Here is a 13,918-nt window from a genome sequence, read left to right as displayed (position 1 = left end):
AATCGATATTTTGAACGGCAAACCCGATACTGCTGATGACGACCTTGGAAGTTTGTTCCGTAATGGAATGCTCGGATCTTTTGTAAAGCAAGACGCTTACGATAATCAAAGGAACGAGGATTACGATCAATATGCTGCCGAACATCTTGAACCGGAAACCGATATTTCGAAAGATGCCCCTCATTCCTTCCTCTGGAGATGGAACAATCCCTTTACCCTATAATCATAGGGAAAAGGGATCATTCGTCCGCATGGAACGGTTCAGCTTCGCCTTCTCATGAGTTGAATCGTCGTCACCAATACGGCAGCCAGAATCAAGCACCCGCGCACGATATACTGGATGTATTCGTTCACGTTGAGCAGCGTCATGGCGTTTATGAGTACGCCTAGAAAGATAAGACCGACAAAGGTGCCCCATACTTTGCCGACCCCTCCGAACAAGCTCGTTCCCCCGATAATGACCGAGGAGATGACGATCATTTCCCAGCCTTTGCCGAAATTGAAGGAGCCGGACATCACCTGGGAGGAAACGAGTACGCCGCTTAGCGCAGCGCAAAGCTGAACGGCCATCATGCAAACGATCTTGACTTTCTTCACGTTAATGCCGGATAAGCGTGCGGATTCCGGGTTGCCGCCGACCGCGTAAACGGAACGGCCGAACTTGGTATAATTCATCACGACGAAAATAAGGGCAAAGACCGCAAGCAAAATGATAGCGGGAACCGGGATCTTATAAATTTGTCCCGCGCCCAGTACATTGTACCACGAAGGCAATGTCGTAACCGGGAATCCCTTGGAAATGACCGCCGCAATGCCGTATACGATATTCATTACCGCTAACGTAATAATAAACGAAGGAACCTTGTATTTCGTTAGCAGCCATCCATTGAACATTCCGATCAGCCCGGCGATGATAAACGAGACCAGAATCCCTACGATAACGGCAACATCCAACGACATGATGCCAGACTCGGCAAGCTTGCCGGAAGTCAGACCGACGATGACCCCCGTTAAGGCAACCGTCGAACCGATGGAAAGATCGATCTCGCCCGCGATGATGACCATCGTCATGCCAAAGGCGATGCAGCCTTGCAAAGCCATGTTCCTAAGAATGTTCAGCAGATTGTCCGTCGTAAGAAAGCCGTTCGACACAAATGTCATGACAATGATAATGAGCAACAGAACGATTTCCAAGGCGTGTTTGCTCATTTTCTTCGTTGCCGAAGAGAAAAGAGGCAAATTGTCTTTTGTATTCGCGATGCTAGATTTCAAGATGCTTCTCCCCCCATGCTAAGCGCATACAGTTCTTCGATCGTGAGGTCTTCGGGAACGTATTCCCCGGCGATTCGGCCGTTTCTTAAAATAAGAATGCGATGACATACTTCAAGCAGTTCCTCGAGCTCCGATGAAACCATGATGCTGGAAATGCCTTTACGCGACTGCTCCCATATGATCTGGAAAATTTGCTGCTTGGCGTTAACGTCGATCCCGCGCGTCGGTTCGTCGAAAAACATAATGCTTGGCTTCGTGTTTAACCAATTGCCGACAACGACCTTCTGCTGGTTCCCTCCGGATAAAGAGGATACTTGATGCGTCACGTCCGCCACCTTGATTTGCAGGTCGTCCACTTGCCTTCGAACGAACTCGGACTCGACTTCTTTGCGAATAAACGGACCTTTCGCCAAGGAATTCAAACTTGCCGTGCACAAATTATCCTTGATCGAAGCGATTTGAATCAGCCCTTCATGCTTTCGATCTTCCGGCGTATAAGCAAGTCCGGCTTTTTTCATTTTTTCGGGGGTCGGAGACTTCATACGTTTGCCATGGCAATAGATTTCTCCGCTGTCGAAGGAATCCGCGCCGAAAATCGATTTCAGCAGCTCCGTGCGGCCCGAACCCAGCATCCCCGCGATTCCGACGATTTCGCCTTTTCGGAGTTGAAAGGAGACATCCTGGAATTTGTTTTTACGCGTTAACCCTTTTATTTCAAGAACAACCTCGTTCATTATCGTCAAATCCGTAGGTCGCGTTTGGAGTTCTACTTCGCCGAACATCATGCCGATCAGTTCCTTGCGTTTCAATTCCTGCATCGATGATTTTCCGATATAGTGTCCTTCGCGCAATACTGTGCACGTATCCGCGATTTCCCACAGCTCATGCAGCCGGTGCGTCACGTAGATAATGATGACGTTTTTCTCTTTTAACTTCCGGATCATCTTAAACAAGGAATCGATTTCGTTTTTCGCTAACGCGGACGTCGGTTCGTCCAGTTGGAGCACCGACGGGTTATAGCTCATCGCCTTCACGATTTCAATCATTTGCGCTTGTCCGACGCTCAAGTCGGACACCATTCGATCTGCCGAAATGTCTACGCCAAGCTCTTTTAATAACTTATCCGCCATCTCGTAAGTCTTTTTCCAATCCACGAACATGCCTTTCGTCGGCATTCGACCAAGAAAAATGTTCTCTGCGACGGTCAAGCCGGGCACAAGGCTCAGTTCTTGATAAACCGTTGCAATCCCCTTCGTCAGCGCATCGCTCGGATCATGAAACTTCAAGGGTACGCCGTCCAAAATCACTTCTCCTTGCGAAGGCTCGACCGCGCCTGAAAAAATTTTGAGCAAAGTCGATTTTCCCGAACCGTTCTTTCCAAGGAGCGCATGCACTTTCCCGCTCTCGAACGAAACGGAAACTCGATTTAAGGCTACCGTGCCGGGATAAAACTTCGATATGCCGTTCGTCTCCAATACGCTCATGGGCTCTCCCTCGCAGTTTTCTATATAATGTCAATGTCAGGTTGCCCGAATCCAAGATACCCTGTCAGAGACCGGCGATCCGGACAACCCGTTCATTCATGGAGATACGGCAATGTTACTTGCCCATTTTCGCTTTAAGATCAGCCTCGAATTTGGCAATGCCATCCGGGTTGGAACGGCTGAGCAGGATGCCGTCTACGATGATCGTTTTACCTTTGCTTGCGCTAATATCTTCGCCTTTCAGGCCTTTAATCAGCAGTTCCATTGCTTTATATCCGATATCGTAAGGATCTTGTCCGGTAATCGCCTGAAGAACGTTATCGCCGTCCTTCAGCATGGAAACCAGTTGGTCGCTTGCATCCGTGCCGAAAACAACCACTTTGCCTGCTTTTCCGGCATTTTTTGCGGCCATCGTTGCGCCGATCGTGCCGCCTTCGTTGGCTGAATAGATCAGATTCACTTCCGGGTGAGCCGTGAGAATATCTCCTGTCACGGCAACGGCTTTGTCTTGAATCCAGGCATCTTGATCCGCTACGATTTCAACGTCCGGGTTGACTTTTTTCACTTCTTCCAGGAATCCGTTTACTCGGTCGGCGCTTTGTTCGGGAAGCAGCGATTTAAATTGGAGAATGGCGATTTTTGCCTTGCCGCCAAGCTTTTCTTGAATATATTGCGCGGCTTCTTTGCCCGTGGTTTGACCGATGTTTTTGTTGTCCGACGTATAGCCGCCAACGGCAAACGGCGCATTCGTCAGCGCGGTATTCGTGATCGCGACTTTCACGCCTGCTTCGTCCGCTTTCTTCAATACGGCGATGGAAGACTCTTCGTTCAGCGGCGATATGGCGATGCCATTCACTTTTTGCGAGACATACGTATTGATCAGTTCGGCTTCTTTCGCTTGGTCGTTGGCCGTGTTGCCCGTCAATATTTTGACGCCGGCGGCTTTGGCGGCATCCTGGTAACCAAGGGATAGCAGCTTCATGAATTGGTCTTCTTGGAACACGACGCCGGCAACGACAAGATTCGAATTGTTATTCGGAGCGTTCGACGCCGCGCTGGACGACGGCTTATTCGGTTCGGAATTCGATTTGGAATTGCCGCAGGCTGCCAAAGATAATGTCACTGCCGCAATAAGCGCGAAAACAACGCCTTTTTTGACTTGTTTCATGGAAATGCACCCCTCTTGTTAGATGGCGAAGCTCTCTTCATGTTACCGCTTACATTTTGGTTTGAAAATGGAACCTCCGCGTTGCAATTTCCGCCCCCCCATCATACATCGGCTAGAAGCTTTCATCATTGGACAAACATTGGAAAGGGTTGATGTCGCGTATGCAATGTTTGTTAGCTTAATTATAGGTAGGAACATTCCGTTCGAACACGAGAGCGCCTTTATATTTGTTGTATTATTATTGTTTTTTTGAAGCCTCATACCTGCTCACCCTTTGAGGAAAATCGGATATAGCGTCATTCCGCCGTCTACAAAAAGGGTTACGCCCGTTACGTAGCCGGCTTCTTCCGAAGTCAGCCACGCCGCTGCGGAAGCGATGTGCTCGGGCTCGCCGATTCGATTCATCGGAATCAGCGAAAGCACGTCTTGGCTCTGTCGCGGATCGGACAAAATATGTTCGTTCATCGGCGTCACGATCGCTCCGGGAGCGATCGTATTGACGCGGATGCCTCGCGGGGCGTATTCCAGCGCCAACGTCTCGGTCAGCATCCTTAATCCGCCTTTGCTGGACGCATAATGCGCATGAAAAGGCTTCGGTATTTTCTGATGAACGCTCGAAATGTTCAAGATGCTGCCCTTAATGTCATGCTCCAGCATATATTTGATCGTCTCGCGGCAGCCGACGAAAGCGCCGGTCAAATTAACGTCCATCACTTTGTGCCAATCGTCCAAGGTCAGCTCATGGGAAGGCGTCGTCGTTTGAATGCCGGCGTTATTCACCAGAACATCCAAGCCGCCGAAGGCTTCGACCGCCGTATTCATGAGGGCGATGATTTCCTTTTCGATGCCTACGTCGGCCTTGACGGCGACCGCTTCTCCCCCGGCAGCCTGAACTTCCTTCACGGTCATCTCGGCCATCTCTTCGTTACTGTGATAGTTGACGACGACTTTCATCCGCTCTTGCCCGAATCGAATCGCGATCCCGCGCCCGATCCCTTGCGAAGCGCCGGTAATGACCGCTACTTTTCCTTTTAAGTCCGGAAACATACAATCCCTCCGCGCCTAGTTTTACTGCTCTTGATTCACGATCGCCAGCGCAGCTTTCATATAGCCGAGCGCGTAAGCCATCCCCGCATGCCAAGGCGCTTTGCACGTCATCTGCGGCGTATGGTCCGGGATAAACACGCCGTCGAATCCGTTCTTCTTGAACACCCGCAGCGCCCGGATCATGTCGATGTCGCCTTCATCCACGAATACCTCTTGATAGCGAGGCACTTTACCCTTCACGTTGCGGAAATGCACGTACCCGACCGCGTTTTGTCTGCTGTATTGATCGATCGTGTCGTAGATGTCGCCGTCCGTCATCTCCTGAAGCGTGCCCAAGCAAAACTCCAATGCGTTGCTGGAGCTGGGAACGATATCGAGCAGCTTCTGATACAGCTGCGGTTGATTCACGAGCCGGCCGTATCCGCGAACCGTCGGCATCGGCGGATCGTCGGGATGGGCCGCCAGCTTGACGCCGGCTTCCTCCGCTACCGGAACGATTTCCTTCAGAAATCGTTCCAGCCTTTCCCACAGTTCCTCGGATGAAATAGGAGGAATAAACCCTTGCGGCGGATTAAAATCATAGGTCATGTTCCAAATCTGACCATAAGGGATCGGCGTTTCTTCCGGTCCTTCCTGAAGGTTAAACGTCGCCGTGACGGCGCCTCCACGGGCGACCGGACGGTTCACGTGCCCCCATACGCCGGCAATGCTGAAATTGTAACCGATGATGGGGATCCCCGCTTTGCCCACGTTGCGGATGATCGTCTTGAGATGCTCTATCTGCTCGTTTCTTTTCGGGCCGTCCATCAGCACGTCGTGCCAATCCGCCGGGCTGAAATTTTCGATAGCCTCGAATGCCAGGCCTTCTTCGTTCATCGCTTTCTTTAAAACGACTAGGCTTTCGTAAGACCAAATCTCGTCATTGGGCTTCGCGACGCCCATATTCCGGTCCTTGTCGGTCGATGGCAAGCCGTCGATGCCGTTATAATAATCGACCAGATGAGCGACGATATGCGTGCACCCGGCTTGTTTGGCGAATCTGAAATTATCCTTCGTTAATCTATCGCGATATAGTCCGAGTCCGAGCTTCAATTGGCCGTTCCCCTTTTCGTAGTAGGGTGCTTACAGATAAACCGAGAAGCCCTTGCCTTCAAGCATGGGATGAATCGGCTTTGGACAAGGCTAGACAGCTTAACTGTCCTACATCTTTGCTGTTCTCGTTTCGTTCAGCGATCAACGAAGTCTTTTTGTCACAACTCTATTGGTACGAACACTTGTTTGGTATAATGTTCCTGAGGGAGGCGAATAGATGCAAATCGTAACGGTTTCAGATTCGCATATTTCCCGTCGAGCCCGCATTGTTGCGCAAACATGGGACAGCTTATATCGACGCCGTAAACCGACTCACCATGCAAGCAGAACGTGCCGGAATTTTCCCCAAGCTAACATCAAAAGACATTAGGGCTAACCTGCCTTCAGCGATACGGAATCAAGTCATTCGCGATGCAAGAAGCATCCATAAGAAAACGAATAAGCAAGGGAACTGTCCGATCTTAAGGCGTAGAGCCTACTACGTGAACAATCAAAATTATTCGATTAACAGCAACTCAGTCGCATTCCCGGTCTTGATGGATGGGAAAGTACAGCGGCTCAGGGTCGCATCCCGTATGTCCGAACGCGAGAATCACCTTCTGGCAAGCGGAAAACGCGGGCTTTTGAAGGTCGTAGAGAAATCGGGCAAATGGTACGTTCAGGTTTCCGTCGAAATACAAACCGGACAAGCTATCGGCGATTCAACAATGGGTGTTGATCTGGGATTGAAAGTGCCGGCAGTCGTGGTCACATCTACAGGTAAAACCAAGTTTGTCGGGAGCGGCAGACAAAATAAGTACATCCGCCGCAAATACAGTTCGCGTCGAAGGAAGCTGGGGAAACTGAAGAAACTGTCAGCCATCCGCAAGCAACAAAACAAGGAACACCGCTACATGAAAGACCAAAACCACAAGATCAGCCGGCAGATCGTGAACATGGCGAAAGAACAACAAGTATCCGTCATCAAGGTCGAGAAACTTACGAACATTCGCCAGACGACAAGAACAAGTCGTAAAAACGCCAAAAACCTGCACAACTGGTCGTTCTATCAATTGCAAATATTTATCGCATACAAAGCGGCATTAGCAGGTATTCGGATTATAGAAGTAAATCCTGCCTATACCTCGCAAACTTGCCCTATATGCGGAAAGCGAAACAAAGCGGTTGACCGAACGTACAGGTGTTCATGCGGGTTTCATGCGCACCGTGATCGGGTTGGAGCCATCAATATCATGCGACAACCTGTGGCAGACGGTAACAGTCTGTCAGCCTAGGATGCTATATGCACCGTCCTAGGATGGGCTGTTGGCACAGCCCCGAACTTAGCAGTTGTCCAAACCGGAAACGGACTGCGGACGCACCAGCTAGCTAAGAATCCCACGGCTTTAGCCGTGTGGAATGTCAAAGAATACCGAACGTTTTGAAAGCTTCCGTACACAGCATCCCGTTCTGAAGCGCTTCTCTGACGACGTTCTCGCCGCTTACCTTTTCCATCGCTTTCCGGATCGTCTCGTCTTCGATCACCCGAGGAACGACGGCGATGCCGTCGATATCCGCGAATACATAATCGCCGGGACGAATACGAACGCCATCGATCTCGATCGGTTGTTGGTACGCGATCAAATTAATGCGCCCTTTGGAATCCGTCGGAACTTGCCCTCTTGTCGCCAGCGGAAACTTCATCTCCATGATTTTCGCCGTATCTCGGCTTAGGCCGTCGACGATCGCTCCCCGTCCGCCGCGCGCCCGGCATGCGGTCGCGATCAATTCTCCCCAAAACGCGGCCTCGTCCGGAGCTCCCGTAGAGACGACGAATACTTCGCCTGACGATACGGAATCGATCGCTTTCATCTGAAGCTTGTAGGGTTCCGCCGGAATATCGAATACTTTGGCCGCCTGGGCCGTAAAGGCGCGGCCGCTGATTTTCAGGCTCGGATCGATCAGGCGAATCCCCGCTCCGAACGTTTGCTGGCGGTACCCAAGATCGTCCAAAATGTCGGCAATAACCGCCGAGTACAGATTTTTCTCCAAAAAATCGAACTCGAACCCTGCAATTTGGTGAGCTTGTGTCATGTGAGCAATCTCCTTTATGATCATGGTTTCACCCATGCCGAAATCTAATATCTATAATCTGAAATTTCTGTTGCGGCAAAAATAAAGATGCTCGTTAAAGCACCCCGCCGATACTTTGCAAATAATCGGTCATAATCGATTCGCTTTTCAGTATATGTTCCTCGAGCTTACGGGAAGCCTCCTGCAAATCATAACGCTTGATCGACGCAACGATGTCTTGATGCTCATGATGTCCCGCAACGGACCGATCGGAATTTTGAAAGAAAAAAACTCTCGCCGCATGAAAAAAGTTGTTCAACGACTTGTACTGCTCCAACATGCGGGGGTTGCCGCCGCTTCTGACGATTTCAATGTGAAAACGGACGTCCAACTCGAGGAAGCTTTGATAGTCGAACGTATCCGCAGCTAACGAAGCTTGCGCAAGTTCAAGTATGCCTTCCAGCGTAACCGCAAGTTGCTCCGATTTTGGCGGCTTTAAATGAATGACGCACCACTGTTCGATCATTCGCCTGATCTCGGTCGCTTCCTTAATGGCGACAACATCCAGAGTCGAGACGAACGTGCCGGATCTGGGCTTCACTTCAATCAGCCCTTCAAGAACGAGCCTTTTCACCGCTTCGTTGAGCGGCGTGCGGCTAATATTCATTTTCAGCGCCAGATCGCGAAGATCCAGCCTTTGCCCACCGACAAACTCCCGATTCAAAATCATCTTCTTCAGCAGTTGATAGACTTTCTCCGAAAGCTCGGTGTGCGCAAGATCGAACATACGGTTCCTCCTTTCACGTCAAATGAACCCTATCTAAAATCTGAAATATCAGGTGAGGTTTATTTTACGTTTTTTCAGACCCGAATGCAAGCCTCAGTCATAGGGCTCCATTGCTCTCTTCACGGAACTCCCGCGGCGATCTGCCGCTTAGTTGGCGAAAAAGCTTCGAAAAATAATGCACGGATGAGAATCCGTGCTTATCTGCGATTTCCGTGACGCTGAGGTTCGTAAAGCGCAGATCGTCCTTCGCGCGATTCATCCGAAATTGGTTGATATACTGTACGGGAGGCAAGCCGGTAGCTTGTTTGAACAGCTCGAAGAAATAGCCTCGACTTACGTGCAGTTCATTATAATATGTTGCCAGGGGCTGCAGATCGCCCTGCACCAGATCCTGATCCAATCGTTCAAGCAGCTTATTCATGCGGGGATCGGGGATATGCTCCTCTTTTAGGGCTAAAGCGAGAAACAGCTCGATAAACTGCTGAAAACGGCTCTGGATCTTTAAGCTGCGAACGAACGTCCGCTCGTTTGTATACTCGTTATCGGTATAAAACTTCTCGAACATATCGATCCATATCCGCTTCTTTTCCACTTTCGAATGCTCAGAGATGAAGTGAGGAAATGCAGGTCCGATCAAAGACGTCTGCAACTGGGCTTTGTCATAGCAGATGATACTAGGCTGGGTGAAGACGGCCCGGCGGTCCATGTATGCCCAATCGAAGTAACAACAAATATGGACCATCGGATCGTGGCTGTCGGCAATCCAATCGTGCGGCTGTCCGGCCTGCATGTAGACGAGGGAGCCGGGAAGCGTTTCATAAGTACGCCCGGATGTGTGAATGATGCCTTTTCCTTCGCTAATCAAATAAAGCGAGGAAGCGTAGCAAAACCGATTGCGGCTCGCCTGACCTCTGGAAAAAGGATACCGGGTTGCATAATACACATACGGATGAAAGCCGGCGAAATCCATGTTCCCGACCACTTCCTTTGCCATAATTTCGAACAATTTACATGACGATTGTATAAATTATTGACGTTTCTGTAAATACACAATAATCGCCGATTGATACAATTTCGTTGAATAAAATCCGCGTTTAAGGGGAGATCAAACATGCTGGATAGCAAATACTTGTTGACGGATGAGCAAATGTTGCAGTTCATTGCCAAAGGCTATCTCGTGCTTCGGAACGATTTGCCGCTTCAGCTTCATCAGAGCGTCATGAACGAGATCTATCATGTTTTTCACGAAGAAGGCAACCCCGGCAACAACATTTTGCCACGGGTGCCGGACATTCAGCAGTTTTTCGATACGCCGGTCGTCAAAGGCGCCTTAACGAGCGTGCTAGGGCCCGACTATTACATGCATCCGCACAGGCACTGTCATTACAACCAGCCGAAGAACCAGACGCCGGGCGGCGGGCAATGGCACAAGGACGGCTTCTGGTCCTCCATGCGCAGCCACCGGCCGTGGTGGGCGATGATTTTCTATTACACGCACGACATTACGGAAGAGCTGGGACCGACCGCCATCATGCCGGGCACGCAATATTATGAGAAATTTATCGGCGATCGGGGCGAGACGCTGTTGCCGACAGGCAAGGCGGGAACGATGGTTCTGGTCCATTTCGACTTGTGGCATAAAGCAACGCTTAATGTGACCGATCTGGATCGCTACATGCTGAAGTTCCAGTTCGTCAGACTTCGCGCGCCGGAATATCCGAGCTGGAACCATCAAAGCAAGGAGATGATCGTACCGGAAGGGACGCCTGCCGTCCATCTGAACCTATGGCAGGACGTTTGGGATTGGCTCCGGGGGGAGCGTACGGCAAGGCACGGCGGCACGCCTTCGGACGCGGCCCGATTGTCGCAAGCACGGCAAGATCTTACAACCGAGGATGCGGACGCTCGGGGGCGGGCTGCGGACGAACTGGGACTGCTTGGAGAGGTTGCGGCAGCCAGCGCTTCCGCGTTAGGGCTTCTTCTGAACGATTCGGTGGAAACGACGGCCTTGAACGCCGCCTATGCGCTTGGTCATGTGGGACCCAAGGGAGTCGAACAATTGATCGGTCATATCGCGAGTGGGACAACTTTGGTCGCGGAACGGGCTGCTTACGGGCTGCAGGGAGCCGGCGCGGAGGCCGTACCGGGGTTGCTCAAGGTTCTGGAGCATAAGGATGAAAAACGGCGGGCGCTCGCGGCATTCGTGCTCGGCATGATCGGACCTTCCGCGGGAGAGGCGGTCCCATCATTAATCGCAAGCTTGCAGGACGAGAGCGAATGGGTTCGCCGGAATGCGATCGAAGCATTGGGCATGATCGGAAATGCATCGGGACAAGTCGTTCCTTCCTTAACGAAAATATTGGAACAATCTCTTCTCGGCGAGACCGAAACTCAGAAATCGAATGACACGTACGCGAGCAATCAAAGCTATATTATAAATAAGATCGGCTATACGGCAGCACTGTCATTGCTGCGTACCGGCAAGGAAGGCGACGCAAAACAAGTCGTCCGTTCTTTGGCGCAAGCTTTGCATAGCAAAGATCGTTACGTCAGAGCTTATGCAGCGGAAGCGCTCACCTATCTTCGGACGGAGGAAGCGGTCGATGTCCTGATCCGATATTACCGGACTTCCCGTTGGTGTCCGGATACGAATAAAGCCAGTACCTTTTAAATTCCTTAAAGAGCCCTCTTATGCGAAGAGGGCTCTTTAAGGTTTATTTCAATTCATATGGCGTAGTCCGTATGCGGAAGACCTTGCTCTCTTCGCCCCCTATCGCTCCTGCGCTACCATTGCGAATCGCCTCTTCCAGCCCAAGCGTAGGGTAGCTGGAGAACGGCTCCAATCCGATATTGTAATGCCGGCCATACCAAGGATAACCTTCGGTTGCCCCGTATTCCTGCCAGTACCACAAATACGGCATAGCGGATCCGTCCCAATCTACTTTCATACCCATACCCAGAGAGCCGTTTTCGACCTTGTACCACGCCTGATCGCCGAAGCCCGTCAGATACATCATCTCCGACGGCGTTCCCTTCTCCGGGAGTACGGAGAGATCAACCTGTTCCCCCGTTGCCGAGACGCCGAACGGCCAATCGTATGTGATGCCCCGCTTAGTTCTTCCCGGCGGAGAAACGGGAGATTCGACGGCTTCCGTCAACACTTTCACGTTATCCGGCACAATAATGCTGCAACCCGGCTCCAAGAAAGGTTTGCCGAACGCAATGTGCTGCCCCCACATGTAACGCAGCGGGATTTCGCTCAAATTGTCCAGTTGCTCTTCGATCAGAAGCGAGGAGGAGCCTAGTTCCAGCGTTAGCGTTTTGGTCAACCGGAACGGAACTTTTTTCGTCCTGACGCGAAAACGAACGGAAACGAGTTGCTCCGTATCCTGAACGATTTCGTAATCCCAAGGCATATGGGCGACTTCGCCGTGCTGTCCGAATTGCGCGCCAAGATATACGCTCGTCGGCCCGCCGTTCGGGAACGCTTCCTGCCAACCGCCGGAATAGTAATCGACGAACGTTGCGACCGGATCGGGCGACGTCGGCAAATATTCGTTCGGATTTTGCACGCCATTCTCGGTCAGCCACATGAAGTCGAGATCCTTTGGTTTATACAAGTACTCGAATATTTCCGTGCCTTTGTCCGCTAATACGGATATGCGCACCAAATCATTTTCCAGTACGATCGTCTTCAAGCCAAAATAGCTGATCTGATCGTGAACCCTGCACCCGTAATTCCGTTGGGGCCGATATCGAGCCATTGCGCTTCCTCCCCTGACTTAGACTAGCGCAGGATCCGCCCAGCGCTCGTTCGGTACGATCGGATACCATCCCGGCCTCAGCGGGTCCTTATCGTACGCGTATCCGCCAAGCTCGCGATATAACTCCGCATATTGGCGCACTTTTTCGCGGTCGACCTTGATGCCTAGACCCGGACCGTCGGGCACTTGAATGGCGCCGCCCACGTATTTCATTTTGCCGCCGACCAGAATATCGTCTTGCAAGTGATGGTAGTGCGCATCCGCCGCATGGGACAAATTCGGGACGACCGCCCCCATGTGTAGCATCGTCGCCAATTGAATGCCGAGCTCGCCCGAGGAGTGAACGGCGACGCCAAGCTGGAACGTTTCGCATACGCCGGCTGCCTTGATACAAGATCTGATCCCGCCCCAGAAGGTCGTATCGAGCAGAATGACGTCCACGGCCAGATCGAGAATATTCGCCGCAAGCTGCTCGAAATTGACGACGACCGTATTGGTGGCCGTAGGAATGCGTACCATCGAACGGACTCTGCGCATGCCGTTTAATCCCCATGTCGGGTCTTCGAAATAATCGTTGTTCAAGTTCTCGATGGCCTGTCCGAAGCGGATGGCTTCCTCCACGTTCAGCGCGGCGTTCGGATCATACCGCAGCTTGTCGTTCGGGAATGCGGCCGCTAACGCCTTGTAGCATTCCAGCTCGTAATCCGGATGGAACACGCCGCCTTTCAGCTTATGAACCGTAAAACCGTGCTCCCGCTTCAAATCGGCGCAGTGCTGAACCAATTGTACCGGCGTTCTGACTTCTCCCGGACCGCCCGGTTCGTTCGGCGAGCGGAAAAACAAATAGCTGGCGAACGGAACATGATCCCTTATTTTGCCGCCCAGGAGCTGATGAACGGGAACGCCTAACTTCTGTCCGACGATGTCCAGACAGGCAAACTCGATTGCCGCAAAAAGCTGCATCCGATTATTATAGAGGCTCGCCGTCGGATTGCAAATTTTAAAGCGCAGCTCTTCCAATAAGAACGGATCGTGACCGAGCAAATAGCTTTTCAGGCCTGCAAAAGCGAGCTCCGCGCTTTCCCCGCCGCCTCCCATTTCCCCGTACCCGATAATGCCTTCGTCCGTCTCGATCTCAATGATCGTGCGCACGAAACGTCCCCAATGCGCGCCAACCGCATGCCGCAAAGTCGCTTCGAGCGGAACGGTGATGGTGGTGGCCCTGATATCGACGATTTTCATCTAGCGCTTC

Annotated in this window: 13 protein-coding genes; 3 read left to right on the top strand and 10 right to left on the bottom strand. The window is 51.5% G+C overall.

Annotated elements, in window-relative coordinates; genetic code table 11:
- The first annotated feature begins 10 nt into the window (after nucleotides 1–10).
- Nucleotides 11–223 carry a hypothetical protein gene (locus H7C19_RS34395; protein ID WP_221469382.1) on the top strand — a complete coding sequence of 71 codons (213 nt, stop codon included), beginning with the start codon at nucleotides 11–13 and terminating at the stop codon, nucleotides 221–223.
- 38 nt (nucleotides 224–261) lie between these two features.
- Here the strand turns inward: H7C19_RS34395 and H7C19_RS20460 are convergent, their stop codons facing one another.
- From H7C19_RS20460 to H7C19_RS20440, 5 genes are all read right to left on the bottom strand, one after another.
- A complete protein-coding gene (locus H7C19_RS20460) occupies nucleotides 262–1,179 on the bottom strand; it encodes an ABC transporter permease (protein WP_221469367.1) in 918 nt (305 codons plus the stop codon).
- 89 nt (nucleotides 1,180–1,268) lie between these two features.
- The gene (locus tag H7C19_RS20455; protein ID WP_185670901.1) at nucleotides 1,269–2,756 is read right to left on the bottom strand and encodes a sugar ABC transporter ATP-binding protein; all 1,488 of its coding nucleotides are present in this window, start codon (nucleotides 2,754–2,756) and stop codon (nucleotides 1,269–1,271) included.
- Nucleotides 2,757–2,871: 115 nt separating this feature from the next.
- Nucleotides 2,872–3,924: a substrate-binding domain-containing protein gene (locus tag H7C19_RS20450; RefSeq protein ID WP_185670900.1), complete on the bottom strand. Its 1,053-nt coding sequence runs from the start codon at nucleotides 3,922–3,924 to the stop codon at nucleotides 2,872–2,874.
- Nucleotides 3,925–4,191: 267 nt separating this feature from the next.
- Complete coding sequence (locus H7C19_RS20445; RefSeq protein WP_185670899.1) at nucleotides 4,192–4,971, bottom strand: glucose 1-dehydrogenase; 780 nt, start codon at nucleotides 4,969–4,971, stop codon at nucleotides 4,192–4,194.
- A gap of 21 nt (nucleotides 4,972–4,992) precedes the next feature.
- Complete coding sequence (locus H7C19_RS20440) at nucleotides 4,993–6,063, bottom strand: mannonate dehydratase (protein ID WP_185670898.1); 1,071 nt, start codon at nucleotides 6,061–6,063, stop codon at nucleotides 4,993–4,995.
- A gap of 317 nt (nucleotides 6,064–6,380) precedes the next feature.
- Between H7C19_RS20440 and H7C19_RS20435 the strand changes: the two genes are divergently transcribed.
- A complete protein-coding gene (locus H7C19_RS20435) occupies nucleotides 6,381–7,337 on the top strand; it encodes an RNA-guided endonuclease InsQ/TnpB family protein (protein ID WP_246469625.1) in 957 nt (318 codons plus the stop codon).
- Nucleotides 7,338–7,464: 127 nt separating this feature from the next.
- On the opposite strand, the gene H7C19_RS20430 is transcribed toward H7C19_RS20435, so the two are convergent.
- The 3 genes from H7C19_RS20430 to H7C19_RS20420 all read right to left on the bottom strand — a co-directional run bounded on the left by H7C19_RS20430 (nucleotide 7,465) and on the right by H7C19_RS20420 (nucleotide 9,896).
- On the bottom strand, nucleotides 7,465–8,136 hold the full coding sequence (locus H7C19_RS20430) for an RraA family protein (protein ID WP_185670897.1): 672 nt from the start codon (nucleotides 8,134–8,136) through the stop codon (nucleotides 7,465–7,467).
- Between the two features lie 94 nt (nucleotides 8,137–8,230).
- On the bottom strand, nucleotides 8,231–8,902 hold the full coding sequence (locus H7C19_RS20425) for a GntR family transcriptional regulator (protein WP_185670896.1): 672 nt from the start codon (nucleotides 8,900–8,902) through the stop codon (nucleotides 8,231–8,233).
- A 97-nt stretch (nucleotides 8,903–8,999) separates the two neighbouring features.
- Nucleotides 9,000–9,896, bottom strand: coding sequence for an AraC family transcriptional regulator (locus H7C19_RS20420; protein WP_246469624.1), 897 nt, complete (start codon nucleotides 9,894–9,896; stop codon nucleotides 9,000–9,002).
- 117 nt (nucleotides 9,897–10,013) lie between these two features.
- Between H7C19_RS20420 and H7C19_RS20415 the strand changes: the two genes are divergently transcribed.
- A complete protein-coding gene (locus H7C19_RS20415; RefSeq protein WP_185670894.1) occupies nucleotides 10,014–11,573 on the top strand; it encodes a HEAT repeat domain-containing protein in 1,560 nt (519 codons plus the stop codon).
- 43 nt (nucleotides 11,574–11,616) lie between these two features.
- Here the strand turns inward: H7C19_RS20415 and H7C19_RS20410 are convergent, their stop codons facing one another.
- A complete protein-coding gene (locus H7C19_RS20410) occupies nucleotides 11,617–12,666 on the bottom strand; it encodes a DUF4432 family protein (RefSeq protein WP_185670893.1) in 1,050 nt (349 codons plus the stop codon).
- Between the two features lie 18 nt (nucleotides 12,667–12,684).
- Nucleotides 12,685–13,908 (bottom strand): enolase C-terminal domain-like protein, encoded by a 1,224-nt coding sequence (locus tag H7C19_RS20405; RefSeq protein ID WP_185670892.1) that lies wholly within the window; start codon nucleotides 13,906–13,908, stop codon nucleotides 12,685–12,687.
- Nucleotides 13,909–13,918 lie beyond the last annotated feature (10 nt).

Source organism: Cohnella nanjingensis, assembly GCF_014212125.1.
Taxonomy (GTDB): Bacteria; Bacillota; Bacilli; order Paenibacillales; family Paenibacillaceae; genus Cohnella; species Cohnella nanjingensis.
Note: the sequence above shows the minus strand (reverse complement) of the source record. Positions and strands in the feature narration are given on the sequence as shown.